Annotated in this window: 29 protein-coding genes; 18 read left to right on the forward strand and 11 right to left on the reverse strand. The window is 43.2% G+C overall.

Translation table 11 applies throughout. From position 1 onward, the window contains the following. Nucleotides 1–22 precede the first annotated feature (22 nt). Nucleotides 23–715, reverse strand: coding sequence for a tetratricopeptide repeat protein (locus AC060N_RS07725; RefSeq protein ID WP_479526584.1), 693 nt, complete (start codon nucleotides 713–715; stop codon nucleotides 23–25). Between the two features lie 245 nt (nucleotides 716–960). Here AC060N_RS07725 and recF point away from each other — a divergent pair, with 245 nt between their 5' ends. Beyond that, nucleotides 961–2,103, forward strand: coding sequence for a DNA replication/repair protein RecF (gene recF / locus AC060N_RS07730; RefSeq protein ID WP_463237504.1), 1,143 nt, complete (start codon nucleotides 961–963; stop codon nucleotides 2,101–2,103). 75 nt (nucleotides 2,104–2,178) lie between these two features. Next, nucleotides 2,179–2,469: a DciA family protein gene (locus AC060N_RS07735; RefSeq protein ID WP_463237506.1), complete on the forward strand. Its 291-nt coding sequence runs from the start codon at nucleotides 2,179–2,181 to the stop codon at nucleotides 2,467–2,469. A gap of 4 nt (nucleotides 2,470–2,473) precedes the next feature. On the opposite strand, the gene AC060N_RS07740 is transcribed toward AC060N_RS07735, so the two are convergent. Beyond that, nucleotides 2,474–3,073 (reverse strand): aminotransferase class IV, encoded by a 600-nt coding sequence (locus tag AC060N_RS07740; RefSeq protein ID WP_479526585.1) that lies wholly within the window; start codon nucleotides 3,071–3,073, stop codon nucleotides 2,474–2,476. Beyond that, on the reverse strand, nucleotides 3,057–4,052 hold the full coding sequence (locus tag AC060N_RS07745; protein WP_479526586.1) for an aminodeoxychorismate synthase component I: 996 nt from the start codon (nucleotides 4,050–4,052) through the stop codon (nucleotides 3,057–3,059). Before AC060N_RS07745 ends, AC060N_RS07740 begins: the two co-directional genes overlap by 17 nt. Before the next feature lie 20 nt (nucleotides 4,053–4,072). Between AC060N_RS07745 and AC060N_RS07750 the strand changes: the two genes are divergently transcribed. Beyond that, nucleotides 4,073–4,645, forward strand: coding sequence for an anthranilate synthase component II (locus tag AC060N_RS07750; protein ID WP_479526587.1), 573 nt, complete (start codon nucleotides 4,073–4,075; stop codon nucleotides 4,643–4,645). A gap of 4 nt (nucleotides 4,646–4,649) precedes the next feature. On the opposite strand, the gene AC060N_RS07755 is transcribed toward AC060N_RS07750, so the two are convergent. The 3 genes from AC060N_RS07755 to AC060N_RS07765 all read right to left on the reverse strand — a co-directional run bounded on the left by AC060N_RS07755 (nucleotide 4,650) and on the right by AC060N_RS07765 (nucleotide 6,857). Further along, nucleotides 4,650–5,348 (reverse strand): DUF3307 domain-containing protein, encoded by a 699-nt coding sequence (locus tag AC060N_RS07755; RefSeq protein WP_479526588.1) that lies wholly within the window; start codon nucleotides 5,346–5,348, stop codon nucleotides 4,650–4,652. Nucleotide 5,349: 1 nt separating this feature from the next. Next, entirely contained in the window at nucleotides 5,350–6,039 is a 690-nt protein-coding gene (locus tag AC060N_RS07760) for a hypothetical protein (RefSeq protein WP_463234965.1), read from the reverse strand. Between the two features lie 152 nt (nucleotides 6,040–6,191). Beyond that, complete coding sequence (locus AC060N_RS07765; protein ID WP_463234963.1) at nucleotides 6,192–6,857, reverse strand: Crp/Fnr family transcriptional regulator; 666 nt, start codon at nucleotides 6,855–6,857, stop codon at nucleotides 6,192–6,194. Between the two features lie 117 nt (nucleotides 6,858–6,974). Here AC060N_RS07765 and AC060N_RS07770 point away from each other — a divergent pair, with 117 nt between their 5' ends. The 4 genes from AC060N_RS07770 to AC060N_RS07785 all read left to right on the forward strand — a co-directional run bounded on the left by AC060N_RS07770 (nucleotide 6,975) and on the right by AC060N_RS07785 (nucleotide 10,545). Beyond that, on the forward strand, nucleotides 6,975–7,856 hold the full coding sequence (locus tag AC060N_RS07770) for an ATP-binding protein (RefSeq protein WP_479526589.1): 882 nt from the start codon (nucleotides 6,975–6,977) through the stop codon (nucleotides 7,854–7,856). A 65-nt stretch (nucleotides 7,857–7,921) separates the two neighbouring features. Further along, entirely contained in the window at nucleotides 7,922–9,565 is a 1,644-nt protein-coding gene (gene hcp, locus AC060N_RS07775; RefSeq protein WP_479526590.1) for a hydroxylamine reductase, read from the forward strand. 245 nt (nucleotides 9,566–9,810) lie between these two features. Further along, nucleotides 9,811–10,131, forward strand: a complete 321-nt coding sequence (locus tag AC060N_RS07780; RefSeq protein ID WP_479526591.1) for a cupin domain-containing protein — start codon at nucleotides 9,811–9,813, stop codon at nucleotides 10,129–10,131. 165 nt (nucleotides 10,132–10,296) lie between these two features. Continuing rightward, the gene (locus tag AC060N_RS07785) at nucleotides 10,297–10,545 is read left to right on the forward strand and encodes a nitrous oxide-stimulated promoter family protein (RefSeq protein WP_479526592.1); all 249 of its coding nucleotides are present in this window, start codon (nucleotides 10,297–10,299) and stop codon (nucleotides 10,543–10,545) included. Between the two features lie 110 nt (nucleotides 10,546–10,655). Here AC060N_RS07785 and AC060N_RS07790 read toward each other — a convergent pair whose 3' ends face one another. Then, nucleotides 10,656–10,928, reverse strand: a complete 273-nt coding sequence (locus AC060N_RS07790) for a hypothetical protein (protein WP_479526593.1) — start codon at nucleotides 10,926–10,928, stop codon at nucleotides 10,656–10,658. A gap of 592 nt (nucleotides 10,929–11,520) precedes the next feature. Between AC060N_RS07790 and AC060N_RS07795 the strand changes: the two genes are divergently transcribed. From AC060N_RS07795 to AC060N_RS07820, 6 genes are all read left to right on the forward strand, one after another. Continuing rightward, nucleotides 11,521–11,844 carry a hypothetical protein gene (locus AC060N_RS07795; protein WP_479526594.1) on the forward strand — a complete coding sequence of 108 codons (324 nt, stop codon included), beginning with the start codon at nucleotides 11,521–11,523 and terminating at the stop codon, nucleotides 11,842–11,844. Nucleotides 11,845–11,860: 16 nt separating this feature from the next. Then, nucleotides 11,861–12,187, forward strand: a complete 327-nt coding sequence (locus tag AC060N_RS07800; protein ID WP_479526595.1) for a hypothetical protein — start codon at nucleotides 11,861–11,863, stop codon at nucleotides 12,185–12,187. Nucleotides 12,188–12,247: 60 nt separating this feature from the next. Further along, nucleotides 12,248–12,568, forward strand: a complete 321-nt coding sequence (locus AC060N_RS07805; RefSeq protein ID WP_479526596.1) for a hypothetical protein — start codon at nucleotides 12,248–12,250, stop codon at nucleotides 12,566–12,568. A 64-nt stretch (nucleotides 12,569–12,632) separates the two neighbouring features. Next, nucleotides 12,633–12,959 carry a hypothetical protein gene (locus AC060N_RS07810; RefSeq protein ID WP_479526597.1) on the forward strand — a complete coding sequence of 109 codons (327 nt, stop codon included), beginning with the start codon at nucleotides 12,633–12,635 and terminating at the stop codon, nucleotides 12,957–12,959. 276 nt (nucleotides 12,960–13,235) lie between these two features. Further along, nucleotides 13,236–13,424 carry a hypothetical protein gene (locus tag AC060N_RS07815; RefSeq protein WP_479526598.1) on the forward strand — a complete coding sequence of 63 codons (189 nt, stop codon included), beginning with the start codon at nucleotides 13,236–13,238 and terminating at the stop codon, nucleotides 13,422–13,424. A gap of 195 nt (nucleotides 13,425–13,619) precedes the next feature. After that, nucleotides 13,620–14,972: a sigma-54-dependent transcriptional regulator gene (locus tag AC060N_RS07820; protein ID WP_479526599.1), complete on the forward strand. Its 1,353-nt coding sequence runs from the start codon at nucleotides 13,620–13,622 to the stop codon at nucleotides 14,970–14,972. Here AC060N_RS07820 and AC060N_RS07825 read toward each other — a convergent pair. Next, complete coding sequence (locus tag AC060N_RS07825; RefSeq protein ID WP_479526600.1) at nucleotides 14,969–17,440, reverse strand: ATP-binding protein; 2,472 nt, start codon at nucleotides 17,438–17,440, stop codon at nucleotides 14,969–14,971. The two genes, AC060N_RS07820 and AC060N_RS07825, sit on opposite strands and share 4 nt — an antisense overlap. Before the next feature lie 219 nt (nucleotides 17,441–17,659). On the opposite strand from AC060N_RS07825, the gene AC060N_RS07830 reads away from it, so the two are divergent. Next, nucleotides 17,660–18,253 (forward strand): DUF502 domain-containing protein, encoded by a 594-nt coding sequence (locus tag AC060N_RS07830; RefSeq protein WP_479526601.1) that lies wholly within the window; start codon nucleotides 17,660–17,662, stop codon nucleotides 18,251–18,253. Between the two features lie 12 nt (nucleotides 18,254–18,265). On the opposite strand, the gene mnmA is transcribed toward AC060N_RS07830, so the two are convergent. After that, nucleotides 18,266–19,333 carry a tRNA 2-thiouridine(34) synthase MnmA gene (gene mnmA, locus AC060N_RS07835; RefSeq protein ID WP_479526602.1) on the reverse strand — a complete coding sequence of 356 codons (1,068 nt, stop codon included), beginning with the start codon at nucleotides 19,331–19,333 and terminating at the stop codon, nucleotides 18,266–18,268. A gap of 30 nt (nucleotides 19,334–19,363) precedes the next feature. After that, nucleotides 19,364–20,581, reverse strand: coding sequence for a hypothetical protein (locus AC060N_RS07840; protein ID WP_479526603.1), 1,218 nt, complete (start codon nucleotides 20,579–20,581; stop codon nucleotides 19,364–19,366). A gap of 147 nt (nucleotides 20,582–20,728) precedes the next feature. On the opposite strand from AC060N_RS07840, the gene AC060N_RS07845 reads away from it, so the two are divergent. The 3 genes from AC060N_RS07845 to AC060N_RS07855 are packed head-to-tail and all read left to right on the forward strand — an operon-like array spanning nucleotide 20,729 to nucleotide 24,061. Then, nucleotides 20,729–22,093, forward strand: a complete 1,365-nt coding sequence (locus AC060N_RS07845; protein ID WP_479526604.1) for a serine hydrolase domain-containing protein — start codon at nucleotides 20,729–20,731, stop codon at nucleotides 22,091–22,093. A gap of 23 nt (nucleotides 22,094–22,116) precedes the next feature. Then, nucleotides 22,117–23,151 carry an agmatine deiminase family protein gene (locus tag AC060N_RS07850; protein WP_479526605.1) on the forward strand — a complete coding sequence of 345 codons (1,035 nt, stop codon included), beginning with the start codon at nucleotides 22,117–22,119 and terminating at the stop codon, nucleotides 23,149–23,151. Nucleotides 23,152–23,173: 22 nt separating this feature from the next. Continuing rightward, nucleotides 23,174–24,061, forward strand: a complete 888-nt coding sequence (locus AC060N_RS07855; RefSeq protein ID WP_479526606.1) for a carbon-nitrogen hydrolase — start codon at nucleotides 23,174–23,176, stop codon at nucleotides 24,059–24,061. Nucleotides 24,062–24,217: 156 nt separating this feature from the next. Here AC060N_RS07855 and AC060N_RS07860 read toward each other — a convergent pair whose 3' ends face one another. Continuing rightward, entirely contained in the window at nucleotides 24,218–25,162 is a 945-nt protein-coding gene (locus AC060N_RS07860; protein ID WP_479526607.1) for a mechanosensitive ion channel family protein, read from the reverse strand. 224 nt (nucleotides 25,163–25,386) lie between these two features. On the opposite strand from AC060N_RS07860, the gene AC060N_RS07865 reads away from it, so the two are divergent. Beyond that, nucleotides 25,387–26,376 (forward strand): Gfo/Idh/MocA family protein, encoded by a 990-nt coding sequence (locus AC060N_RS07865; protein WP_479526608.1) that lies wholly within the window; start codon nucleotides 25,387–25,389, stop codon nucleotides 26,374–26,376. Nucleotides 26,377–26,422 lie beyond the last annotated feature (46 nt).

A 26,422-nucleotide genomic window follows, 5' to 3' on the forward strand; every position in this document is an offset into this window, starting at 1 on the left:
CTTTATCGAAAACTAATTCGTTTTATTTTTTTGCCAGGATTTCAACGCGGGCAATGTATTTGTCAATTTGACGTCCCTCGTTGCTTTCCGGGTACTTTTCTTTTACTGTTTTGTAAACTTTCAATGCATCATCATATTTACCCATCGTTTCGTACAGGTTGCCTGCCTTCATCAGGTAAATAGGCGTGGTGAATTGATTGTCGTTCATATTGGCAGCGTCCATGTAGCGGCTAACTGCTTTGTCGTTATTACCCAGTTCGGCATATGCATCACCGGTAGCTCCTTTGGCAATCGGGCCAATCAGCGGATCGTCGGTGCTGAAATCATCAAGATATTCAATGGCCTGCTCGTATTTACCAAGATGTAGGTAAGAGATTCCGGTATAATAACGTGCCAGATGACCTGAAGAGGTACTTCCATATTCATCTAAAATGTCGAGAAATCCGGGATAGTTACCATCGCCGTTAAGAGCCAGGTTGAACGAATCTTTCTGGAAATATTGTTCGGCAACAAACATCTGAGACTGTGCCTTTTTCTCACGCGGAATTTTATAATACCGGTGGAAAGCCAGAAAGAGAATGGCTACAACTACGCCCGCACCAAAAATGTAAGTGATGATTTTCTGATTCTTTTCAAAAAATTGTTCAGTTGAGGTCAACGCGTGTTCAACTTCCTGCAGGTTTTCGCCGGTGTGTTTGTTTTTTCCTTTACTCATCTTATTTATTATGTCTTTATTATCAGGTCGTGTAAACGTGAAGGCAAAAATAAATTTTTTTCAGGAACCATTGGTATTTTTGATCATAAAAATATAATGTCGGTGCCAAAAGAAATTTATTGGGACATTTCTGATTAAGTAATTGAAAAACAGATTGAATATTAAATCGGAATCGGCAAACAACTGTTCCGGACGATTATTTATTAGTTTTGTAGCCGGATTATTTCCCTCAATCACACTCATTCATGTACATAAAGGAATTATCTGTCATCAATTTTAAGAACCTCGAGCAGGTCGAGTTAGAGTTTTCGCACAAACTGAATTGTTTCATCGGGAATAACGGTGTTGGGAAAACCAACCTGTTGGACGGGATCTATTATCTTTCTTTCTGCAAAAGCTATTTCAACTCGGTTGATTCGCAGAATATCCGTCACGAGGAAGAGTTTTTTGTGTTGCAGGGACAGTATAGCCGGCTGGATGAGGATGAAAACATTTATTGTGGATTTCAGAAGGGGCAGAAGAAGAAATTCCGCCGTAATAAGAAAGAGTATAAGCGACTGTCAGAGCACATTGGCTTGTTGCCGTTGGTAATGATTTCTCCATCGGACACGAGTTTGATTATGGGCGGAAGCGACGAACGTCGTAAGTTCATGGACAGTGTGATTTCGCAAAACGATCGCCAATATCTCGATCAGTTGATTAGGTACAACCGGGCATTGTTGCAGCGTAATAACTTGCTAAAATACTTTGCTGCCAATCGCGTATTCGAGCCTGATAACCTCGAAGTGTGGGATGCACAACTGGTGATGTTAGGGGAGAAAATTAACAAGCGCAGACAAGAATTTCTGGGAGAGTTGCAACCTATTTTCCAGAAATATTATGACTTCATATCGGACGGGCATGAGCAGGTGACTTTAGAATATCAATCGCAGTTGAATGACGGCGATTTTGAAGGGCAACTGAAGGAAGCGCTTCAGCGCGATAGAGTGTTGCAATTCACTTCCGTGGGAATTCATAAAGACGATTTGGAGCTAAAGTTGGGCGATTTTCCTATGAAGAAAATGGGATCACAAGGCCAGAAAAAAACGTATCTGGTCGCTTTGAAGCTCGCACAATTCGACTTTATTCGTTCAGTGAATCAAGCGATGCCGATTCTTCTTCTCGATGATATTTTTGACAAACTCGATGGCGAACGAGTGGAGAAGATCGTCAAACTGGTTTCGGGAAACACATTTGGACAGATTTTCATTACCGATACCAACCGCGAACATCTCGACCAGATTATTCCCCGGGTAGGGGCTGATTACCGCATATTCCGGGTAACCGATGGTGCCGTTACCGAGAATGGAAATAATGGCGGTGAACCAAAAGTTGTTGAAAACAATTAGCGACCGACGGCGCTATTGTGGTTTTCCCTTTATACTTTTGAAATAAAGAATACCTTCAAAAAAAAAGCAATAGAGATGCGCAGAAGTGAGACACAGTCGTTAGGTAGTGTGATTAAGGAATACCTGAAGGAATCGCGGATGGACGGAAAACTTGCCGAAGTGGAAGCGATCAATTCATGGGAGGCCATTATCGGGAAAACGATTGCGCGTGCTACCACCAACATTTATATCAAAAATGGCGTGTTGTATGTGCATCTCCGTTCCTCTATCGTGCGTAACGAGTTGTTTATGATGCGGCACCAGATTGTGGATGCGATGAACAACCACGTAGGTCGTAAGGTTATCCGCGAAATTATTCTTCGCTAAATACTTACCATTTTATATTTTCTATAGGAATTGTGGGCGATTCTTCCAACGAAATCATTGCGTTGATAATGCGTGTTTCGTCGAATTCTGATAACATTTCCGGCTGAATAGGAATCGCTTCAATTTTACTTTCTTTTAGGTAACAGGCCCTACGAGTGCCTGGAAGCAGCGGCGTATCAGGAGTGAACCATTTGTCTCCTTTCCGGAAAACGATATTGGCATATGATGTGTCGGTAATGAAGCCATTTTTGACCAACAGCACGCCGTCGGCATCACCGCGCTGAGAAAACAAATCCTGCAGGTTTTCTCGATTGGCATATTTGTATCGGTAGTCAACATCATCGGCATTCACCAAGCGAAGAGAATGAACCGCTCGCATTGAATAAGGCTCGCACTCTACTTTATCGATAGTTTCCCGGTAGGTAACGCGGCATTTGAACAGGCCATTTTTTGCTTCCGCAGGAATATTCAGATTGTTGGTTAAATCGATTTCCGCGTCCAGGTTGAATACCTCCTTGCGAGTTCGGTTCAACCGGGTGTTGTGCCACGAAAGTCTTTCGGGCTCGCCGTTTCGGATACATATGGTTTCAATGAATCGGCACATATACTTTGTCAATCATTTCCTGGTATTCTTTCTCAGGCTCACTGAATACAGTGATGCCTCCGCCACTGCGGAATATCGTTTGACTGTTTTTTTGTTCAATATAACGAATCATGACGGCAGAGTCGATATTTTGACCATCGAAAAAACCGAATACACCGGTGTAATATCCACGCTCATCGATTTCCGATTCCTTAATGATTTCGATTGTTTTTTGTTTCGGTGCCCCGGAAATAGAACCGGCTGGTAGCAATGTGGCTATAATGGTTCCAATGTTGGAATGATAATATGAAGGGAGTTTACCTGAAATTTCCGAACTAACCTGGAGCAGCGTTTTTTCGTGGGTCTTTACCTCTTCAATGTACCGAAAACGGGAAACGTGGACATCTTTTGCCACCATTGATAAATCGTTCCGTATCAAATCGACGATGGTGTTGTGCTCGGCAGTTTCTTTCCGATCATTTAATATTCTGTTAGCAGCATCTGGAATAGCTGCATCGATGGTTCCTTTCATTGGGTAAGAGGAAATCTTTCCGTCGGTGACTTTGACAAAAATCTCTGGTGAAAACACCACACATTTTCCGGGAAGTAGCAATTTGTAAGGCGCTTTACTCTGGTGAAAGATTTCTTCAAATGTTAAGTTGGTTTCCACTGTTGTGGGAAAGGTCAGGTTGGTGAGAAACGAATTACCATGCCGGATATGACGCATTACATTATCAAAGCCTTTTCGATAATTCGAAAACGGAATTGGCTGTTTTTCGAACTGTACTGCTTTTTTCACGGGAAAAACTGGCTGAAAATTGCGTTGTCCATTAATTTCGAACAAAATACCCTGCCTTTCAGCTTCAGTAAGTGTGAGTATCAGTGGAGCTTCGAGGTCGAAGTCGAGGACAAACAAAAACGGCTTATGTTGTACAGCCAGCCGGTTCATTTTTTCTGTGAAGTGTTCACTCATGCCAAAGAATGGTGTAGTTTTGCGCATCAAAACTAATACTTTTCCCGATGCGGGTGCTGATTTTAGACAACTACGATTCGTTTACCTACAATCTGGTGCAGCTGGTTGAGCAGTGGCAAGGGGCCGATGTGGTTATCCGAAAAAATGATGAAATTTCCCTTAGCGAGGTCGCTGACTTCGATGGTATTATCTTTTCGCCCGGTCCTGGATTGCCTGGGGATGCGCCGTTGATGGGCAAAATTATTTGTGAGCTGGGACCGCAAATTCCGATATTAGGTGTGTGTTTGGGCCATCAGGCTATTGCCGAAGCCCTTGGCGGAAAGCTAAAACACCTTGATGCTATTTATCATGGAACGGTTATCCGAACAGAAACTTTGGTTCCGGATGTCCTTTTCGAAAATATACCAGTAGTCTTTGAAGCAGGTCTTTATCATTCTTGGGCGGTAGATGATGCCAGTTTTCCGGAAGAGCTGGAAATAACAGCCCGGGGCGAAACCGGAAATATTATGGCTTTGCGGCACCGAAGCTGGCCTATCAGGGGAATACAATTCCATCCTGAATCAATTATGACGCCGAATGGCCAGCAGATGATTGAGAATTGGTTAAACGAGTTGGTGTGAAGTGCTAAAAGTAGCCGACCATTACCCCCATTAAAATAGCGATTCCAAAACTCAATAAGGTTCCGACTAATACATACTCTGTCTTTTGAGCATCGCTAAAACGCAGAATAGATTTAGCGGCAATGATGAAACCAACCACCGAATATTGCTGCAATAAGACTAGTGTGAGTACAAGAAGACGTTCGGTGATACCGATTAGTTTGCCAGCATTGGGTAAGCCGCCTCCGTTTTCTTCTTCTGTTTCAACAGGTGCTTTCACCGAGAAATACCGAAAAATGTATCGGATGATGATGTTGGATGGTTTAACACAGAGAGTGTAAGCAAATATAATGGCAGCTATCCGAGGAGTGATGAAAACTGGTAGTTGATTCATACCCGAATCAACATATAACCAAACGATTGCTGTAATGATTATAATGTGAGCAAACTGGTCGATAAAGAACCAATCTTTGTTCCATTTCACTCTGATTAGACTCTTAATAACATCTGTCAGAAAGTGCAAAATAGTCAGGCCGAGTGCAACTGACCAAAACGCTAATTGCAGTGAAAAGAGCCATGATGAGGCAAAGACAATGATAATGTGGAAAATATGAATTTTGCTGATTATTTTCTTTTCCTTTTGCAAGCTCCAGTGTTCGCTCTGAAGAAGGAAATCGGCTACCAGGTGTGCCGTTAGCTGAAGGAATAGGAGGGTAATCATCATGTCAGTGTATGTTTTCTTCGAAGTACGAAACAGCTCTGTATATAGCATTCCAGCCGGCGGCCGTCGAATGCTGATTGATAGTTGATTGATTTTTTTTGAGAATTTTGGCGATCTCGACTTCTGATTTATTCAATAATTTATGAAATACTACTTCACACTGTTTGGCCGAACAACGCGCGAGAATTACGTCCAGCATTTCGAGTATTGTTTCGTATAAATCTTCAAGTGCCTGGTCGGACGAGAGGAAGTATAGTGTTTTTTTGATAATGACTTTTTGCTTGTCGTAGGTGTCTTTGCGGTTTAGCGCTCTTCCCGAAAGGTAAATGGCTTCTCCATCCATTACGCCTTTTACGGGCTGGTAATTCTCTAACGGAGCTACTGCAATGGCTATTCGTACGCCGTGTTCTTTAAAGTATTTAAGCCGTTTGTTTTCGTATTTGGGTTTTGGAAGTTCAAGTGAGCGGACAAAGGTTTTGATAAGAAGGGCTACACGCAATGCAACATCCGGTTCTTCCAGAGCGCATTCGATGTAATCTCCTTTCAGGATACGACCATAAAAGCCTTCTTTTTCAAAATGTTTCGTAAGTTTCTTTACCAAGCCTCTTAGCTTAGTTGTTAGAATATCCCGGCTTTCTGCCGATAGAGCTGTTGAGGAAACGATATCGCACGAAATGGTTGCCCTGTTTTTCATTGCAGAAATGAATTCATCTGTTTAGGAAAATAATTTATTAGTAAAAATACTAATAAATAATAAATATCGGTAAATATGCTAATGTGTTTTTATCGGTAAAAATACTTATAAATGGTGTTTATCGGTAAATTTACTAATAATTAGTAGGGGTTTCATTGCAATAGATTTTTTAGTGCATCAGCATTTTTTACCTCTACCTCGCCACGCCGCCACTCCAGTATTCCTTCTCGTTGCAATTCGCTTATTGTTCGTGCCAACGAGGGGCGGGCTACTCCAAACATCTCGGCGAGGCTTTGCTGATTTTGTTTTAATAAAATATTTCGAAATCCTGGTTTATAATGTTGTAACAGGAAGAAGGCGATTTTCTCACGAATGGTCTTAAAATTAAGGAAACTGATTTTCCTCGAAAGAAACTGTGCTTTATCGCTGATAATATTCAGGAAGTTATTCAATACTCGATTGTCGAGACTTAACAGTCGCGTGAAATTAGGTTTCAGTATGATGAGCATTTTGCCATCAGCCATGGCTGACAGGTTAACCGGGAAGCGGCTGTTTTTCCCGAAAAGGAAACCGGCTGCAACCATTTGTGGAGGGAGTAGTTCTTCTATTTTCAAACTGTTTCCACTAAAGTCAACCATTTCACCCTGAAGTTTTCCTTCCAAAAGAATCATTGCTGCTCTTACTTCTTCTCCGGCTACGGCCAGTAAATCATCTTTGTGGAAGTGTCGTATCTGATGTGGAACCTCGCCCAGCAGATTTTCTACTTCTGTTGGTTGAAGTCCTTTAAATATGGGCGATAGCGTTAGAATAGTATTCATCTCAGAGAATTTTTATACAAATATACCATTTTGTAACAGCTGTTACACTTTTCCGGTAGGTGGCACTCTACATTTGTAGTGTAAAATTTAAACAACAGCAATAAAGAAAACGAAATTATGAAACGTGACATCATCCATATAGACGAAGAGAAATGCACTGGTTGTGGTCTTTGTGTTCCTAATTGCCACGAAGGTGCATTGCAGATTATTGACGGGAAGGCAGTTCTAATCAGCGATTTGATGTGCGATGGTTTGGGAGCTTGTATCGGACACTGTCCGGAAGGAGCTATTACGATTGAAAAACGCGAAGCGCAACCGTATGATGAGGTGAAGGTGATAGAGATTATGGTGAGCAAAGGTTTCAATACGGTGGTGGCTCATCTGAAGCATTTGCGTGAACATAACGAGACAGGATTTCTGAAGCAGGGAATGGGGTATTTGGTGGAAAACGAGGAGAATTTACCTTTTTCTGTTCAGGCGGTGAAGGATGCTGTTCACGCTGAGCCGAAGCCGGTAAACGGAAACAGTTGTGGAGGAGGATGTCCGAGCTCTCAGACCGTTGTTTTTAATCCGGAAGAGTTGAAATTGGCACCTAAAGGCGAGAATGGTTCATTGGCTTCTCAACTTCGTCAATGGCCAGTGCAGATGCATCTTATCAACCCGGTAGCTCCTTATTTCCGCGGTGCCGATTTGCTGGTGGCAGCCGATTGTACAGCTTTTACATTGGGGGATTTCCATCAAAATTATTTGAAAGATAAATCGCTGGTTATTGCTTGTCCTAAACTTGATTCCGGCAAAGAAATTTATCTCGAAAAGTTAATTACACTCATCAACGAAGCAAAGGTGAACACGATAACGGTTCTAATGATGGAGGTTCCTTGCTGCGGTGGCTTACAGCAGCTGGTTCAAATGGCTACGCTTCGAGCCAGCCGGAAGGTTCCGGTAAAAGCCATTACGGTAAGTATTCGGGGCGAAGTTCTCGAAGAAGAGTGGGTATAGAAAAGTGCAAAAGTGATTTTAAATCAACAGTTAATCATAAAACTTAATCTTTAAAACGAATTATCATGAGTATGTTTTGTTTTCAATGTCAGGAAGCCGCTAGAGGCGAAGGTTGTACCATCAAGGGAGTTTGCGGAAAAACCGATGATGTAGCCAACTTGCAGGACTTACTGGTCTTTGTTACCAAAGGATTATCGATATACGCTCAGGAAGCACGCCAGATGGGAATTGAATGGGAACCGGTGAATCGATTTGTATTTGATGCCCTATTCATGACGATTACCAACGCTAATTTCGACAAGAAGAAGATTGAAGAGAAAATTCGGGAAGGGTTGAAATTGCGTGCCGAATTGAAAAACCGCTTTGAAGCGGAAGGTGGAAAGCTTTCTTCAAATCATGAATCATTAACATGGGAAGCTGACACACTGGAGGCTTTCGAGGAAAAAGCTGTTTCAATTGGTGTTCTATCGACTGCCAACCCTGATGTTCGTTCGTTGCGTGAGTTGATTGTTTATGGTGTGAAAGGAATGGCTGCTTATGCTGAGCACGCTTTTAATCTTGGCTACGAAAAGAAAGAGTTGTATGCTTTCATGCAAAAGGCTTTGGCAGCAACTACCGACGATACTCTTTCGGCTGACGATTTGGTTGCCCTGACGCTGGAGACCGGAAAGTATGGCGTGGACGTGATGGCATTGCTCGATCAAGCGAATACTGAAAGCTATGGTAACCCCGAAATTACAGAGGTAAATCTTGGCGTAAAAAAGAATCCCGGCATTTTGGTCAGCGGTCATGATTTGAAAGATTTTGAAGAATTGTTGAAGCAAACTGAAGGAACCGGCGTGGATATTTATACGCACAGCGAAATGTTGCCTGCTAACTATTATCCGGCTTTCAAGAAGTATGAACACTTTGTCGGTAACTACGGTAACGCATGGTGGAAGCAAAAAGAGGAATTTGAAGCGTTCAACGGACCGGTGTTGCTGACAACTAACTGTTTGGTTCCTCCTGCTGATTCGTACAAAGACCGGGTTTATACTACCGGAGCTGCTGGTTTCGACGGAGTAAAACATATTGCACCCCGGAAAGATGGTGAACCGAAAGATTTTTCTGAAATTATCGAACATGCGAAAAAATGTGCTGCACCGACAGAGTTGGAAACCGGAACGATTGTAGGCGGATTTGCGCATAACCAGGTGATGCAACTGGCTGATAAAGTAGTTGATGCAGTTAAGACCGGTGCTATTAAGAAATTCTTTGTAATGGCTGGTTGCGACGGTCGCATGAAAAGCCGCGATTACTATACCGAATTTGCTGATAAACTTCCGGAAGGAACCGTCATTCTGACTGCTGGTTGTGCCAAATATCGTTATAACAAGCTGCCTCTGGGTGATATCGGTGGTATTCCTCGTGTATTGGATGCAGGACAGTGTAACGACTCTTATTCATTGGCAGTAATCGCGTTGAAACTGAAAGAAGTTTTTGAACTGAATGACATCAATGAGTTGCCGATTGCATACAACATTGCGTGGTACGAACAGAAGGCTGTGATTGTGTTGCTGGCGCTGCTCTATCTCGGTGTAAAAAATATTCATCTCGGACCGACACTTCCGGCATTCCTCTCACCAAACGTGGCAAATGTATTGGTAGAAAACTTTGGAATTGCAGGAATTAAAACAGTCGACGAAGATATTGAGGTTTTCATGGGTTAAGTTTAGGTTGATTGGCTAATAAAAGCCGGTCGGAGTATTTTTTCTCCGGCCGGCCAATAAAAAGCAAGGCCCTATAAAGAATTATTCAATTTTTGATTGGTTTAGCATAACAAAGCAGGTTGGACTGCAGTTTTTGGATTGAAAAGTGAAGATGATGACTCAATCGGTTTCCCGGAATGGATAGTGAGTTGGATAGAGGAGAAATCGGGGCCGGTCGGGCTCATCAAAAAAAGAGCAAGCAAGTTATGGAGAAAGGAAAACAGTTTAGCGTTGCTTCCGGCATTGAGTATGCTGAAGGAGCGGTGGTCAGTAAAACCATCATCAAAGAACCGACCGGTACCATTACGCTATTTGCTTTTGACAAGGGGCAGGGCCTGAGTCCTCATACTGCACCTTTCGATGCACTGGTACAGGTTGTGGAAGGGAAAGCTACAATTACTGTTGGTGATAAGCGTGCGGAGCTAGGAACGGGGGAAGCCATCATTCTTCCTTCCAATATTACTCATGCCGTTGAAGCGACTGAATCATTTAAAATGCTGTTGACCATGATCAAAGCCAATTTATAAGCACACGAAGTAGTTAATAGGTTAATTCGTTTTTTATTCCCGCCGGACATGGTTCAGTGGGAATTTACTTTTCAGCTAATAGTGTTGTCAATGATCGGAAAATGCGTTAAAGAAAAGCAGGTTGTGACCCTCATGGTTGAGTTGTATTGCCGACAAAATCATTGAGTGGGAGGAATTTGTTCTGATTGTCAAGAGCTGCTTGATTATGCAGCGAAACGATTGGACAATTGTGTGTTTGGTGACGAAAAGCCCGCTTGCAAACAATGTCCGGTTCATTGCTACAAACCTGCAATGCGCGAAAGAATTCGTGAAGTAATGCGTTGGTCGGGACCCAGGATGATGTTTTATCGTCCCGGAGTGGCGATACGTCACCTTTTATCGAAACCGTTTAAGAGCATTGGACAAAGGAAGTAGTTGGCTGCTAACGTGCTGTTTATTGAGAAGGCAGTGAATGGGCGCATATTACCCCGTAACTGAAACGTATTCAGTAGATGTAAGCACAAAAAAAGCCGGAAAATTCCGGCCTATGATAAGAAGATCTCTTTGAAAATCATTTCAATCTCAGCGTCGACTGACGGTGGAATCTTATAATGATCCGTGTAGTCGAAAGTTATTCCCTCATCCAGTTCATGGACAATCAGAATTTCGGTTAATGCCTTCGGGCTCTTTCCCCAGAAATCTCTGATTTCCGTCAATCTTTCATCTTTACTGATGATCTCTTTCACAATCCTGTTCTTAAATCTTCTCTTTTGTTCCTGAAAAGATTTAACTGTCTGTAATTCTGTAGTTCTATTCATTCTAGTTGGGTTTGAATTTGTTGTTTGGTGGTTTACTTTATTTGTAATATCATCATGTTATTTTGTATTCTGTAATGCCAATTTACATGTTACACCGAACAGAAAAAAGCAAACAGGTTATACAGCATACGGCTCCAGTTATCAATATATGTTGATGTAACGGGTGTTGTTTCCGATTTAGTGCCTTCAAATGACAGTTTTTCAAAACGATATGTGTTTAACTGGTTATAAGTGAATAGTATAGATGTTTTTTAACATTTCTGTTTTACGGCAGTATAAAAGTCTGATTTTAATCATGCATTAGGCTGTGTATTATTCTCTTACTGTTATTTTGACTATATCCTTCCTGTATTTTCTTCTACAAACCCTTTGTAACTCCACAAGCTGTGTACTCAAACTGTGGAATTGATTCTACATGTTGATTTGATTCTGTTTTATCATAATTGTTTATTTGGAAAAAATATTTGTCGTAAACGGCAAGTATAATGTGTTTTACAGGAAATGTGGTTCCTGTCTCCCCGGTTTTGGCACAACCTTTTCTATAAGTAGTACCGAAGACAAGCAGATACTTTGAATTAATAAATGAATTAACATGAAAAATTACTCTTCCATAGAGTTTCTTTTGCTCCCGGTTTCCTCAGCAGGTATTACCGGACAAATAGAAAATGAGCATTCGATGAATGACTCTTCTGTGGAACAAGTGGTTTTTGAGGTTATCCAGTTGAGTGATTTGCCAATGGCTGTGAAGGAATCGGTTGCTGAAGAGTTGACAGGATGTCGCTTATCAAATCAAGTAATTGCAGGGACGATAAGTGGTATGTTGGTTTACCGATTGACTTTCAGGTCGACGTCAGGCATAAGCAATGTAGTGTACAAAGCCGATGGCGAAAGGTATGTTGCTCAATTGCAGAATTAGATTAAAAATGAGGAATATGCGATTGTTGTCCGCCATAGGATTGATTGCTGTTTTTTCACTGATGCCTGGTAAGCCGGTTTTTGCGCAGGATGATTCTGCGGGAAGGCAAATGGCGATGGAGTTCAAAATTGATTTTGACCGTATTGAATTATCAGATGTTCCGGCGTTTGTCAGTCTGGCTGTTAAGAGTGAATATCGCCAGGTGTCGATATCACAGGCATACAAAAGTCGTCTTCCCTGCGGAATGGTTCTTTACAAGCTGTTCCTGAATGTAGAAGGAAGCGTTAGGATTGCTTATTATGAAGCGGATGGAAGTAAATATATTCCAGGTAGGGACGATTGATTTTTGATGAGGCTAATAGAAAATAATTTTTGAGGAGGAGATTGATTTTAAAAAGGGGATATGAAGAAGTTATTTTTTACGGTAGCCATACTTTTTTCGATGGCCACCATATATGCAGTAAATGCCAGCCCGGTTTTTTCGGGTCGTTTGGAGATAATGAATGTCTGGGCAAAGCCCGACTTCAGACAAGTTAGCGTCAACGAACTGCCTCAGGCAATTAGAGAATCGGTAAGTGACCAGTTTAAAGATGCAACGATTACCGGGGCTTATGTGGCTAATTTGAGTGATGGAACAAAATTGTACAAAGTGATTTTGAACGTGGAAGGCCGGGAAGAATCGATCATGTTTAAAGCAGATGGCTCACGTTATCAAATCAATTAAATAAAAAGACTCAAATCACCAGCAAATTTCTAAATATTAACAATTGTATTAAAACGAGTTAGTTATGAAGAAAGTATTAATCCCATTGGTTTTAGTTTTTGCTCTTGGCACAGGCTATGTCGCTAATGCTGCCAATTCAGTTTCTAAAACAACGAATTCATCTGTTGTGATGGAATCGGAACTGAAATTCATTTCGGTTGATGTGGCTGATTTGCCGGAAGCGGTAACCAAATCTGTTGCCAACGACTACAAAGATGCCATAATCAGCCAGGCTTCAGTTGCGACCACAGAAGATGGATCAAAAGTATATAAAGTAGTTCTCCAGTTAAATGGACAGAACATGACTGCCACCTACAATGAAGATGGTAGTAAATACGAGCCGGAATCATAATCCGGTAAGCTTTGGAGCAGTAAATTCCAGTAATAAATAAAAAACCAATTGTGAAGACACTACGGACATTTACTGTTCACGAACAAACTTTAAATCGTAGATTTCTAAATACCGTTCATACTTGTATTGTTTAGTCAAAGCTGTTCCCGGGTGGTTTTCCTGGCACGGTTGGCCGCTATGGGGCAGCTTCAATTGACGACACATTCAGAATTTAGGTTTAGGTTTATTATCGCAAGATGTGTCGGAAATAACAGGAATATAAAAACTTCCGGTGTAATGGTGGGATATTACCCGGTTGTTCATCCTGGTACAAACGGCACAAAATTTTTATTGACTGCTCATGAAAGACCGGGAAAAGATGAAGGCAGCCATAAAAAAGGGGGATGGCTGCCGATTCTGCTCCCATTGTTTAAACAGAGTAACGTCAAGCGTTCTTATAAATTAGGTTTTGAGAGAATTCACTAAGGTAGGTCAGAAATCCTACCGATTTAAAGTTTTTCACATAAAAGCGGGTTGTTTGAACAATCCGCTTTTTTATTTTTTAATTGTATAATATCATTTACCTTTTGCGCGTTGAATAAAAGGGTTTCGACCTAAAAATTTTATCTTTATTCGCGAACCGATTTTTTTACCGATAATCTTTGCCTGATATTAATGGACATGCCCCGATTACTGATTGTTGATGACGATACCTCCTTCTGCATGTTATTGCAGGGGTTTTTAAAACGAAAAGGCTTTGATGCCGATACGGCACATGATTATGAGAAAGCCAGTCAATCATTGGCAAAGAATTCCTATGACTTAATTTTAACCGATTACCGCTTGCCTGATGGAACCGGTATTGATGTGTTAAAAGAGAGTAAGAAAATTACGCCTGCGACAGTTGTCATCCTTATTACCGCCTATTCTGATATTAGGGTAGCTGTTGAAGCTGTTAAGTTGGGGGCATTTGAATATGTGACCAAGCCTGTTAATTCCGATGAACTTTTTCACGTTATTAAAGAGGGACTGAAAAAGCGTGAAACACAGGAAAAGAAGACAAAAGAACCAGTGCAAAATGGTCGAAAATTTCTGGTAGGGAGCAGTGAGGAATCCAAAAGAACAGAAGAGCATATCCGCGTAGTTGCGCCGACTGACATTTCGGTTTTGATTATAGGTGACAGCGGTACAGGAAAAGAATATGTTGCCCGCCGGATTCACGAGTTGAGTAAACGGAAAAAGGCACCGTTTGTAGCGGTCGATTGTGGCGCGTTGCACCCCGATATTGCTGCCAGTGAGTTGTTTGGTCATGTAAAAGGTTCGTTTACAGGAGCAGTGAACGATAAGACGGGTCACTTCGAAGCAGTGGGGGAGGGAACTATTTTTCTCGATGAGATTGGCAATCTATCTTACGATGTACAGATGAAACTTTTGCGGGCTATTCAGGAGCGAATGGGGCGCAAAGTGGGCGGAAATAGTGAATTCCCGATTAAAGCGAGGATAATTGCAGCAACGAATGAGAATCTGAAACAAGCCGTCGACGAAGGTCGCTTTCGCGAAGATTTATACCATCGTTTGAATGAGTTTACGTTGACTTTAGCTCCCTTGCATGAGAGAGACGGTGACCTGATGATGTTTGCAGAGTTTTTCCTCGAAGATGCCGTGGCTGAATTCGGGAAGTCAATAATTGGATTTGACGATGAAGTTAAACGCATTTTTACTCAATACGATTGGCCGGGCAACTTGCGAGAAATGAGGAATGTTATTCGGCGAGCTGTTCTGCTTTGCAAACATGAGAAAATCAACCGCGAAGTACTTCCTGAAGAAATCTACCGCAACAACTCTGTGAAAAGCCAGCCGGAAAATGCTCAACCGGTCAACGACCTGAAAGAGATTAAGAATATTTCCGAGAAAGAGGCGATTTTGCAGGCGTTAGAGAAAACACGTTACAACAAAACCAAGACGGCCAAATTGCTGGGTATCGACAGAAAAACGCTGTACAATAAACTTCATTTGTACGACATCGAGCTCTAAGACAATACTTCTTCGTTGATAAGTGCCCTGACATCATTCCATAACTGACTCAGTGCAATAATGGATGCGCGTATGGTATCCCGCTTGGAGGGATCATCTTCTACTGTTTCCAAATGCTTCAGAATAACGACTCCATCCGAAATGGCAAATTGCCGGAAGCCGGTCAACATCTTATGAGCGGTTTTTCTTATTCCCGGCACATCATTTTCTTTCTCCATTTTTTTCAGCGATGCAATACTTTCGTCTGCGTTGAGGATGAATGTTTCTGTTACAGTGCGTAGCAGGCCATCGTCATCGCCTGAAAAGGTTTTGATCTCATCGAGGCTGAAACTTGCCTGTGTCCTCTCTTTTCGCTCGAGGTCTTCGATATCTTTTCCGTTGAGAATGGCATGGAACTTTTGGGCCAAAGAAATACGGGTAAATGGTTTCGGCATGGCCCACACATTTTCGATCTGAGAAATCTCTTCCATGCGGCTTTCACTCAGATTGGCAGTGAGAATCAATACCGGTGTGTACGAACTGAATTCTTTGCGGATGGTTCTGGCTAACGAAATCCCGTCGGTATCCGGCATTTGTACGTCGGAAACAATCAAATCGAAAGTTTCTTTTTTAAGATAATTCAGGGCTTCAACAGGTGTGTAGGCCGAAGTTTTTTCACCGTTCATATCACGAATGAGCGCTTCCAGCAACTGGTGTACCAATGGGTCATCATCAATACAAAGTACCTTTTTTCCAGCAAGGAAATCGGGCGTTATGACTTCATCCTTCAGTTGATTGCCGGTAGCTTCTTTCAGCGGAATGGTAAAGTGGAAGGTACTTCCTTTGCCTTCTTCGCCTTCCAGCCAAATAGCGCCTCCCATTAATTTAATTAGTCTGCGGCTAATCGAGAGTCCTAAACCTGTTCCGCCGGTCTGTTTCGTTTTCGAGTTATCGACTTGGGAGAATTCTTCAAAAATTTCCTCTTTTTGGTCTTCCGGAATACCAATACCTGTATCGGTAACGGCAAAGGCCAGTTTATGATCCTCCCGTTTGACGGTGAATTTAACGTATCCTTCCTGTGTAAACTTAATCGCGTTTCCAACCAGGTTGATGAGCACTTGTTTCAATCGCATCCGGTCGGTGCTGAAATCGGGCAGTCCTTCTTCGACTTCGAAACTGAAACCAATTTTTTTGTTCTGGGCAGCCAGCTTCATCTCTTCGAAGACTTCTTTCATCAACTCGTTCGCTTCAATCTCATCTTCGCTCAGGTTGACCATGTTTGCTTCTATTCTCGAAAAGTCGAGAATCTCATTCACCATCCGGTGAAGGTGACGGGCTGAGCTAAGTAGCGTTTTAGCCATGTTTGCCTGGGGTTTGTCGGCCAATCCTTCAGAAAGCAATTCCGCGAAGCCAATGACAGAGGTAAGCGGTGTCCGAATCTCGTGGCTCATATTGGCAAGGAATTGCTCTTTTACTTTCAGCAATTCATCTACCTTGTCCTTCGACGAGCGTAACTGATCGTTCAATCGGCGGCTGCGCAAAATGTCACGGTTAACCCAAAGAATGAATAAGGCAAAGATGATTAACGCTGAAATTCCCAGATAAATCAGTTGGTTGAAGGTTTTTCCCCGCATTTGCTCCATCTCCTGACTCTTTACGGCGGACATGTGGAAAGCTTCGTCTTCGAGCGATTGTACAACTTCCCGAATTTTGTTCATAATCTGGTTGTCGAGCTTAACCAACTGTTGCTCTTGAGTACTCAGCGCTCTGTTAAATCTGGCTTGCTGCGCCTGGAATTGTGATAGTTCCCGCTTGATTTGAATTAACGTGGAATCTTTCCGGACGTGACTCGTTTTTGATGAATCGACCCGTTGTTCGATGACCGGAACTTTGTATTTTGTTGGTTCCGGTTTTTTTCCTGTAAGGAAATCAGAAAGTTTTTGAAGCGTATTGCGTTTTATCGGAGCTCCTTTTTTCTCCATGGAGTCGACAAACGTGGAGGTGTATTTGGTGGTGGTGATTTCGTATTCCAGCGTGTCGGGAATAACACTGATTAGCTCTCCGTATTGTTTCCGGTATTTATTGATGATGTTGATTTGAATCAGACTTTCCATCAATTGTTCTTTCTCTGCGAACAATCCCTGGATGGTATCAATCTGACTTAGCGCCAGCGAATCGTTAAAATACTGGTGCAAATCGTTTACCAATATTTCGATAGAGTCGCGCTTATTATGATAGAGTTCCTTGAATTTCGGATCTTCGGTGATACCGTAAATCCGGCCATATCCTTCCGCTTCAATCATTTGCGAAAGCACCCTGTTGAGAAGTACCATTTTCTGGGGGAAGCTGTCGTTATATGACTGGTTTTTGATTACCCGAACAACGCTTACATAGCTGATACCGAAAAACAAAAGAGCAATCACAAACACAATCAGGAATCCTGCCGTCAGTTTGGCCTTTATCCACTTTTCCGGGGCATTCTTCTTCATCACAAATCGTTGTATTACAATATGCAATATGCCAAATATCTTCAGTAACTGAAAGAAAGTAGATTAAAAAATAAGCATCGTGATGCTTTTAGTCATTACAACCATCGACTTTTAACGGAATGGTTGTTATTAACTTATTGCATTGTTAACGAAAAGAGAGCGTTTGGACAGGCGCAAATTCGTACTTTGCAGCTGTTAAAACTGTAAAAGCCGGAAGCAATGAAAAAGCTGGTCACCTATTTTCTACAGGGCCTTTTGATGGTCGCACCGCTGGCCTTGACCATTTACTTTGTTTTTGAGATTTTCGATATCACCGACGGCCTGTTGAGCACTTATCTCGATGACTGGATTGGTTTCCGTGTGCCCGGACTAGGAATCCTCATCATATTTGTTTTGCTGGTTATTCTCGGTTTCGTTGGTGAAAGCATTGTTGCAACACCTTTCCGTAATTTTTTCAATGGAATTTTAGAGAGAACACCTTTTCTGAACCTGATTTACTCGTCGCTGAAAGATCTGTTTTCGGCATTTGTTGGCAAAGAAAAGAAGTTCAATTCGCCGGTGATGGTTTTAATGAGCGAGTCTGAAGATATCTGGAAAGTTGGGTTTATTACACAGGAATCATTGGAAGAAATTGGCCTGGAGGAAAAAGTCGCTGTGTATTTTCCGCTAGCCTATAGCTTTGCCGGCGAGTTATTTTTCGTTCCGGTAAAACGGGTGAAAAGATTGGAAATTCCTCCGGCCGAAGCCATGAAGTTCATTGTCTCAGGCGGTGTTACACGAATTGATTCCAATGCCCGGAATAATCATGAATAAAGGAGTTTCGCTTTAATCTTCTTGCATTTCGTCAACAATCCAGCCACCTCCTAAAACTTTATCATTCAGGTAAAACGTAGCTGTTTGTCCGGCTGCTTCCCTGACAATGGATTCGGAAAGTCTTACTTCAAGGTAGTTCTGGTTCAGAATATGAAGAGTTGCGGGAGTGGCTTGTTTTCGGTATCGAATCCTGGTTATTAATTCATTATTGAGCGCTACTTCTGAATCTACCAGATGGTAGTCCTTCAGCAAAATCCGATTGGTCATTAAATCCTTTCGGCTTCCGATGACAACCTCATTTGTTTCCGGCCGAATCGCAGTCACATACAACGGCTTGTTCAGATGAATGCCCAAACCCCGCCGTTGCCCGATGGTGTAATAAACGTATCCTTTGTGACGACCGATTATTTCTCCTGCCGTTGAAACAAAATTTCCGGGCCCGGGAAGAAGTTGTTTGTTCGTTAATCTTTGTGTTAGAAAAGGCCGGTAGTCGCCCGGAACAAAACAGATACCCATGCTGTCCTTTTTTCCAGCCACCTTTTTAAAACCTCTGCCGGCTGCTATATCGCGTACTTCTGTTTTATTCAATTCTCCTAACGGGAAAACAATGCGCTGAAGGTATTTTTGAGGCAAATCCCAAAGAAAGAAGGATTGTTCCTTATCAGGATCTTTCCCGCGAGAAATAAAGAATTTATTTCCGGTCTGAATGATGCAGGCATAGTGACCGGTTGCTAAATGGTTGATGCCAAGTTCATCTGCTTTTTGCGCAAGGTATTCCCATTTAATGTGATTATTGCAAAATACACAAGGGTGCGGTGTTCTTCCCGCCAGGTATTCATTTTCGAAATAATGAATAACGGTTTGCTCAAACGCTTCCCGGATGTCCATCACATAGTGGGAAATCTGAAGGTTTTCGGCTAATGCTTTTGCTTCCGCGATGAATTCAGGTTCCTGCTCATCATTGTCAAACATACGGAAGGTTACTCCCGTCACTTCATATCCTTGCTCTTTCAATAGCATGGCTGCTACCGAACTGTCCGTTCCGCCGCTCATCCCCAGAAGTACGCTCTTGCTATTCATCTTTGCAAAAGTAGGAATTGACGGGAGAAATCAGGAAGAAGTGGTTGCCGGTTTTCTTTTCGGCATATTTACTTTCGGTGCCCGCTTAAATTCCTTTGTCCGGTCGAAAAGGTAGCGGTAGGTCACGTGTGTTTTGTATATTTTGCCACCGATGAATTCAGCGACCTTCATCATCACCGGGTTGAAATCGCCAATCCAGTTTAATTCCAGTGTTTTGTATGGAAATGATGGTTTCATGGCTTCCTTCTCGAAGGCAATCACCATCGCACCTTCTACACCTTTCCCCTGAAATTCGGGAACGACACCAAAGATGCGTCCAATGACGCGGTCAATTGATTTGGCCATTCTCAGATGGTAGAAGAATCTCAGCTTATTCCACCAATTCCATTTGCCTTTGAAGCGGCGAATAATCTGCCCAATATCCGGCATCATGATGAAAAAACCGATGGGCTGCTCGTTGTGATAGGCGAAATACACCAATCGTTCGTCCATTATCGGTGCCATGGATTTCAACAACTCCATGGCTTCCTTGTCCGTCAGTCCTTTGATTCCGTTGAATTCTGCCCAGGCTTTATTATAAATTTCCCTGAAATCGTAGGCAAATTGCTTGTTGCCTTTTTCTATCATTTTTACCTGATATTCAGGTTGACTGAGTAGGTAATCGGCGCGCCTTCGGATGGCCGGGTGCAACCCTCCCGGCTCAAATTTCCTCCAATAGGTATGTTGCTGGAAATAGTCCTGAAAGCCGTACGCTTCAAATAATTCACGGTAGTAGGGGAGATTATAAGGCATGTTATACACAGGCTCATGAAATCCATCAACCAGACAACCCCAGAAGGAATCGCGCATGCCCAAACTAACCGGGCCGTCCATTGCTTCCATTCCCCGTTCTTTTAGCCACTCTTTTCCGGCGTTGAACAAAATAAAAGCAGCGTCTTTATTATCGATGCACTCGAAAAAACCTACGCCTCCGGTCGGTTGCTCATTCTGGTCGGACGATTCTTTTTCATAAAAGGCAGCAATGCGACCAACCGTTTCTCCGGTGTCATCCTTCAAAATCCAGCATTGACTTTCGCCGTGAGCTAACAACCTGTTCCGGTTCGGGTCCAATATTTCCCTGATGTCGTTATCAAGCGGGTGCGACCAGTTTTTGTCTTGAGCATAAAGCTTCACCGGAAGTGTCAGAAATTCTTTACGGGTTGGTGCGTCGGTAACTTCAGTTAAATGGAAGGTTTGTGCCTTTTTCATGTAATCTTTGGTTTGCCTGGCAATTTGAAATTCAAAATTAAAAAAAAATCGATAGTAAGAATATTGGGATGCATTTGTTGTGTGATGACTCATTAAGCGGTCACGGATTTATCATTATCTTTGGTTTGAAACATAAAATTTTGACATATGAAGTTGAAACGGATTGTTCCTGTTGTGATTGTTCTTGCCTTGGTAGCATTGGTTGCCTGGCAGTATCCACGATTTTATATCGCGACGGGATACGGAGCTAAATGTTTGGCCTCCGGAGTTTTTGTCGCTCACAGAAATGCAGATCAGGTGATTGCACAGGATTTGGACTATTCGATAGTGAAATACACACATAGCAAGATTGATTACAAGAAGAAGACCGTAACGACTTCCTTCCTGGGAATGGCCCATCAAACTGCCGTTTATCGTGAGGGGCTGGGGTGTACGCTGGTTGGCGATATGCCGGAAAGTAAAGTGAGAGCAGAATCGCATCAGCAATTAGCTCCGCAACCAGCCGATCCGTTTGAAGTAGCCTGGCCGAACGGAGACCAGCTGAAGGATACCATATTTCCGGAGATTAATTACACCAAACTGAAGAAAGCAATGGATGATGCTTTCGATCACGGTGATGAAGATTTGAAACGGACCGCCGCTGTGGTTGTGGTTTATAAGAATCAATTGGTTGGGGAGGAATACTGGACCAAAGAAGGCATTACCCCGGAAACCCGGATGTGGGGCTGGTCGATGGACAAAAGTATTATTAATACGATGTTGGGAGTGTTAAGTCGCGAAGATAAACTGGATGTGAATGAACCGGCACCCATCCCTGAGTGGCAAAATGACGAGCGGAAAAATATCACCGTCAGCAACCTGATGCACATGAGCAGCGGCTTGAAGTGGGACGAAGACTACGGGAATGTATCGGACGTAACCGTGATGCTTTACCGAAAAGGAGATGTATACAAAGCCGCAGTAAAAGCACCTTACGGTGTGAAACCGGGAACGCAGTGGTATTATTCTTCCGGTACGACTAATATCCTTTCGGGAATGATTCGTCACATTATTGGCAACGACGACAAATATTTGGATTTTCCCCGCAAGGAAATATTTAACAAAATTGGGATGCGCAGTATGCTCATGGAAACCGATGCGACCGGGAACTTTGTTGGTTCATCGTACGGTTACGCTACGGCTCGCGACTGGGCCCGTTTTGGTCTGTTGTACCTGAATAACGGCGTTTGGCAGGGCGATACCATTGTTTCGCCGGAGTGGGTAAAATACACCCGGACACCGGCTCCTGCTTCCACAGGGAACTACGGCGCTCAGTTCTGGCTTAATCGTGATAAGTCAATCCCGGATGCCCCGGAAGACATGTTTTACTGCGATGGTCACCGGGGACAACGTATTTTCATCATGCCATCGAAAAAGCTAGTGGTGGTTCGGCTGGGATTCTCATTGGAGCATTTCAGTGATGATACGTTCCTGAAAGAGGTATTATCCGCTTTTCAGAGCGATAAGCAATAACCGAAAAATTCTACATTTGCGCCATGATGAAAGCAAGTGCAAATACCTTCTTACCGGCCGAGTGGTATCCACAGAGTGGTGTGATGCTAACGTGGCCTCACGCCGGAACAGATTGGTCGGAAATGCTGGACGAAGTAGAGGAGAGCTTTATAACTATAGCAGAAGAAATTGCAGCACGTGAAAAACTGTTGATTGTTTGTCCGGATGCCAGTGAATTAAAAGAAAAGCTGGCAGCCATTAATCTTGCCAACGTGCATTTCTATGAAGTGCCGTCGAATGATACGTGGGCACGAGATCATGGTCCCATTACGGTTTTTCGTGATGGTGCCCCAATATTATATGATTTCCGTTTTAACGGCTGGGGCCAGAAATTTCCGTCGAATCATGATAATCAAATTACCCGTCGTTTGTTTAGCAAAGAAGCTTTTTCGGCAAATGCCGGATACGCAAACTTTCTGGAATTTGTGCTGGAAGGTGGTGCCATCGAATCGGATGGAGAAGGAACCGTATTGACAACGGCTGAATGTTTGTTGTCGCCCAACCGGAACGAACACATGAACAAAAAGGAAATTGAGCACTTGCTGAAAGAGATTTTCGGTTTGAAACGGGTTTTGTGGCTGAACAATGGTTATCTGGCCGGCGACGACACCGACAGTCATGTGGACACGCTGGCCCGTTTTTGTGATGCAGAAACCATTGCTTATGTAAAATGTACCGATCCGGAAGATGAGCATTTTGGTGCTTTGCAGCGAATGGAGGATGAATTGAAATCATTCACGAAGTTAGATGGAAAACCATATCGTTTGCTGGCACTGCCAATGGCTGATGCTGTTTACGATGACGAAGGCAGGTTACCCGCGACGTACGCCAATTTTCTGATCATGAACAATGCGGTTCTCCTTCCGTTTTACGGATCAAAGAAGGATGAGGAAGCCCAAAAAATACTGCAGGACGCTTTCCCCGACAGGGAGATTATCGGCATCAATTGTTTACCGCTAATCAAACAACATGGTTCGCTGCACTGTGTCACCATGCAGTTCCCGGAAGGTGTGCTTTAAGAATTAGAAAATACTGAGAGTTATGAGCAAGACGATAAAAGCCGGACTGATTCAGCAGAAGAATTCTGAAAACATTCAAAGCAACATCGATAAATTGACGGAAAATATTGCCATTTGCGCGAAAGAAGGCGCTGAATTGGTCGTATTACAGGAGTTACACAACAGTCTTTATTTCTGTCAAACGGAAGAAACCTGTCAGTTTGATTTGGCGGAGCCGATTCCGGGTCCGTCGACGGAACATTACAGTAAATTGGCGAAAAAGCATGGCATTGTGCTCGTCACTTCGCTGTTTGAAAAGCGGGCGCCCGGTTTGTATCATAACACGGCGGTAGTTTTCGAGAAAGATGGTTCCGTTGCCGGGAAATACCGGAAAATGCATATTCCCGATGACCCGGCTTACTACGAAAAGTTTTATTTCACGCCGGGCGATATGGGTTTTGAGCCGATTGATACATCGGTTGGACGTTTAGGTGTGTTGGTTTGCTGGGACCAATGGTATCCTGAAGCGGCCCGTTTGATGGCTTTGGCTGGTGCCGAAGTGCTGATTTATCCTACGGCCATTGGATGGGAATCATCCGATCCGAAAGATGAACAACAACGTCAACTTGATGCGTGGATGATTTCACAGCGCGGGCATGCCGTGGCAAACGGACTTCCGGTAATTTCGGTGAACAGGGTAGGGCATGAGCCTGATCATTCCGGTCAAACCAAGGGAATTCAGTTCTGGGGAAACAGCTTTGTGGCCGGTCCACAGGGCGAACTGTTGACAACCGCTCCAAACGACTCGGAAGCCAATTTGTTGGTGGATATTGACCTGGAACGTTCAGAAAATGTGCGTCGTTGGTGGCCGTTCCTGCGCGATCGCCGCATTGACGCTTATGACGATTTGCTGAAACGTTTTCGTGATTGAAAAAAATAGCTTCCGCGCTTTCGCAGGAAATAGCTGTTTAGCTACTCAAAAAAAGGATTACGGAGTCCATTGATTTTCCTCCGCGATCCTTTTTTATTTTGATCGGGATGCAGAAATATTTTCATCCCGATCAAAATATTTCTGCATCCCGGTCGATTAATTGTTTACCGGCTGGCTCATTTGTTTCTCTGCTTTGTTAAGCTGCAGCTGAAGCGGGGCGATTTCCTCTCCCCAATAGATAGTGGTATGGGGGAACGGGATTTCGATGTTGACCTTATCGAAAGCTATTTTCAGCCTGCGACGGTATTCGCGGCCAACGGCCCACTGCTGAATCGGTTGTGTTTTCAGCCGGGCTTTAATTACCAGCGCGCTGTCGCCAAATTGGTCGAGCCCGACAACCTCAATCGGTTCCAGAATTTTATCCTTGAATTCATTGTCCTGTTGCATATCGGCACCTACTTCCTTCATAATATCCATCACCTGGTCGATATCTTCTTTATAAGCAACGCCGATGTCGAAAACCATGGCCGACCACTCTTTGGTCATGTTCGAAAGCGAGTTGATTTTTCCGTTTTGGAAGATGTGCACCACACCCGAAAAGTCGCGCAGGGTAATGGTACGCAGCTCTATCTTTTCGACGACACCGCCGGTTCCGTTGATAATGGCTACGTCGCCGATGCGAATTTGATCTTCGAGCAAGATGAAAAAACCGGAAATGAAGTCGCGAACCAATTCCTGGGCACCAAAACCCACAGCCAGTCCGACAATTCCGGCACTAGCCAGAATGGGACCGATATCGACTCCGAATTTGCCCAGTAAGATCATCAGGAAGATGATCCAGATAATAATCTTCCCGGCGCCGCGAACAATCCCCATCAGGGTGTTGGTCCTTTTTTCGGCTTCTAAATTACTTTGGTTATCACCTTTCATGGCTCTTCTTAGGATAAGCCCGTGTAGCTTGTTAACCAAAAAATGCAGCAATCGCATGCTTATCAAAAAGAGTAGGATAATGATGATAATGGACGGAACATTATTAATCGCCCAGTCGACAAGAGTGGTGGCGGCTTTGGTCCAAAAGTCACTGCTGAATATTTCCTGCATAAGCTAATGTTTTTAATGTTTAGGAATGAAAATGGTTGGTCTGGAAGTATTTCATCCTATTAAAGAACAGGATGAAGAGATTTAGTGTTCAATTTGAAGCATAAAAATCCATTGAGTTGGGAGTTATCGGCTAAGAGTAGCAAGATGATGTTCATGTGTTTCACCCGAGCTAACTTTGGGGATTCATCGCTGATTTTTTAATTTTATGCAAAACAAAATTAGCTATGAAGAAAACCTGGAAATGGGGAATTCTTGCTCCCGGACGGATTGCCCGAAAATTTGCTACGGAATTACAAACCCTCGATAATGCTGAAATAGTTGCGGTCGGTTCACGTAATCAGGCCAGATCGGACGAATTTGCCGCCGACTTTCATGTGAATAAAGCATACGGAAGCTACGAAGAGCTGGCTGCCGATCCGGATGTAGAGGTAGTGTACGTGGCTTCTCCGCACTCGCATCACGCCGAACATGCTATTATGTGCATGAATCAGGGAAAGCATGTGCTGTGCGAGAAAGCACTATCGCTGAACCTGAAGGAGGTGATTGAAATGTTTGAGGTGGCCCGGAAGAACAATGTATTACTGATGGAAGCCTTTGTTACTCCGTTTCAACCTTCATACCGCAAAGCGAAAGAGATTATCGAATCGGGCGAGATGGGGAAAATTCAGTACTTACATGGCTGGTTCGGATTTAATACTGCCCCTTACGATCCGCAGGGACGACTTTTTAATCCCGAACTTGGAGGCGGTTCACTGCTGGACATAGGTTTGTATGCCGTGTTCGATGCGCTTTGGTTTTTAGGTTCTCCGAAAGATATATCTGCGTCAGCTGCACTAACTGACCGTGGCATCGATACCAGCCTTACTATGCGGTTCGACTATCCGGATGGTGTGTTTGCATCGCTTTATTCTTCGTTTTATACAGCGTCCGGACCGGGTTGCGATATCTTTTGTGAAAAAGGCATACTACGTATTACCCGGAGAGGAATTTTACATCAACAATTGGAGACCCGTTCGCGGGGAACCGAGCCAGTTCATTATAGCTGGGAAGGTGATGAATGCGGTATGAAGCTGGAAGCAGTGGAAGTGATGAAATGCTTGAATGAAGGCAAAAAAGAGAGTGAAGTGATGCCCTACAGCCGAAGTTTTGAGTTAATGAAAACACTGGATAGTATTCGGGAACACGCCGGAATTCATTATCAGGGTAGAGGCTAGCTAAAGAATAAAAGCAAAATAAAACAGGGCACCTTCATCAGCGGAG

The sequence above is a fragment of the Prolixibacter sp. DSM 2831 genome, from assembly GCF_056493735.1.

Excerpts from the sequence above, each read along its gene's own strand:
- AC060N_RS07725 (WP_479526584.1), bottom strand. The coding sequence starts at position 715 with ATGAGTAAAGGAAAAAACAAACACACCGGCGAAAACCTGCAGGAAGTT.
- recF (WP_463237504.1), top strand. The coding sequence starts at position 961 with ATGTACATAAAGGAATTATCTGTCATCAATTTTAAGAACCTCGAGCAG.
- AC060N_RS07735 (WP_463237506.1), top strand. The coding sequence starts at position 2,179 with ATGCGCAGAAGTGAGACACAGTCGTTAGGTAGTGTGATTAAGGAATAC.
- AC060N_RS07740 (WP_479526585.1), bottom strand. The coding sequence starts at position 3,073 with ATGTGCCGATTCATTGAAACCATATGTATCCGAAACGGCGAGCCCGAA.
- AC060N_RS07745 (WP_479526586.1), bottom strand. The coding sequence starts at position 4,052 with ATGCGCAAAACTACACCATTCTTTGGCATGAGTGAACACTTCACAGAA.
- AC060N_RS07750 (WP_479526587.1), top strand. The coding sequence starts at position 4,073 with ATGCGGGTGCTGATTTTAGACAACTACGATTCGTTTACCTACAATCTG.
- AC060N_RS07755 (WP_479526588.1), bottom strand. The coding sequence starts at position 5,348 with ATGATGATTACCCTCCTATTCCTTCAGCTAACGGCACACCTGGTAGCC.
- AC060N_RS07760 (WP_463234965.1), bottom strand. The coding sequence starts at position 6,039 with ATGAAAAACAGGGCAACCATTTCGTGCGATATCGTTTCCTCAACAGCT.
- AC060N_RS07765 (WP_463234963.1), bottom strand. The coding sequence starts at position 6,857 with ATGAATACTATTCTAACGCTATCGCCCATATTTAAAGGACTTCAACCA.
- AC060N_RS07770 (WP_479526589.1), top strand. The coding sequence starts at position 6,975 with ATGAAACGTGACATCATCCATATAGACGAAGAGAAATGCACTGGTTGT.
- hcp (WP_479526590.1), top strand. The coding sequence starts at position 7,922 with ATGAGTATGTTTTGTTTTCAATGTCAGGAAGCCGCTAGAGGCGAAGGT.
- AC060N_RS07780 (WP_479526591.1), top strand. The coding sequence starts at position 9,811 with ATGGAGAAAGGAAAACAGTTTAGCGTTGCTTCCGGCATTGAGTATGCT.
- AC060N_RS07790 (WP_479526593.1), bottom strand. The coding sequence starts at position 10,928 with ATGAATAGAACTACAGAATTACAGACAGTTAAATCTTTTCAGGAACAA.
- AC060N_RS07795 (WP_479526594.1), top strand. The coding sequence starts at position 11,521 with ATGAAAAATTACTCTTCCATAGAGTTTCTTTTGCTCCCGGTTTCCTCA.
- AC060N_RS07800 (WP_479526595.1), top strand. The coding sequence starts at position 11,861 with ATGCGATTGTTGTCCGCCATAGGATTGATTGCTGTTTTTTCACTGATG.
- AC060N_RS07805 (WP_479526596.1), top strand. The coding sequence starts at position 12,248 with ATGAAGAAGTTATTTTTTACGGTAGCCATACTTTTTTCGATGGCCACC.
- AC060N_RS07810 (WP_479526597.1), top strand. The coding sequence starts at position 12,633 with ATGAAGAAAGTATTAATCCCATTGGTTTTAGTTTTTGCTCTTGGCACA.
- AC060N_RS07815 (WP_479526598.1), top strand. The coding sequence starts at position 13,236 with ATGGTGGGATATTACCCGGTTGTTCATCCTGGTACAAACGGCACAAAA.
- AC060N_RS07820 (WP_479526599.1), top strand. The coding sequence starts at position 13,620 with ATGCCCCGATTACTGATTGTTGATGACGATACCTCCTTCTGCATGTTA.
- AC060N_RS07825 (WP_479526600.1), bottom strand. The coding sequence starts at position 17,440 with ATGAAGAAGAATGCCCCGGAAAAGTGGATAAAGGCCAAACTGACGGCA.
- AC060N_RS07830 (WP_479526601.1), top strand. The coding sequence starts at position 17,660 with ATGAAAAAGCTGGTCACCTATTTTCTACAGGGCCTTTTGATGGTCGCA.
- mnmA (WP_479526602.1), bottom strand. The coding sequence starts at position 19,333 with ATGAATAGCAAGAGCGTACTTCTGGGGATGAGCGGCGGAACGGACAGT.
- AC060N_RS07840 (WP_479526603.1), bottom strand. The coding sequence starts at position 20,581 with ATGAAAAAGGCACAAACCTTCCATTTAACTGAAGTTACCGACGCACCA.
- AC060N_RS07845 (WP_479526604.1), top strand. The coding sequence starts at position 20,729 with ATGAAGTTGAAACGGATTGTTCCTGTTGTGATTGTTCTTGCCTTGGTA.
- AC060N_RS07850 (WP_479526605.1), top strand. The coding sequence starts at position 22,117 with ATGATGAAAGCAAGTGCAAATACCTTCTTACCGGCCGAGTGGTATCCA.
- AC060N_RS07855 (WP_479526606.1), top strand. The coding sequence starts at position 23,174 with ATGAGCAAGACGATAAAAGCCGGACTGATTCAGCAGAAGAATTCTGAA.
- AC060N_RS07860 (WP_479526607.1), bottom strand. The coding sequence starts at position 25,162 with ATGCAGGAAATATTCAGCAGTGACTTTTGGACCAAAGCCGCCACCACT.
- AC060N_RS07865 (WP_479526608.1), top strand. The coding sequence starts at position 25,387 with ATGAAGAAAACCTGGAAATGGGGAATTCTTGCTCCCGGACGGATTGCC.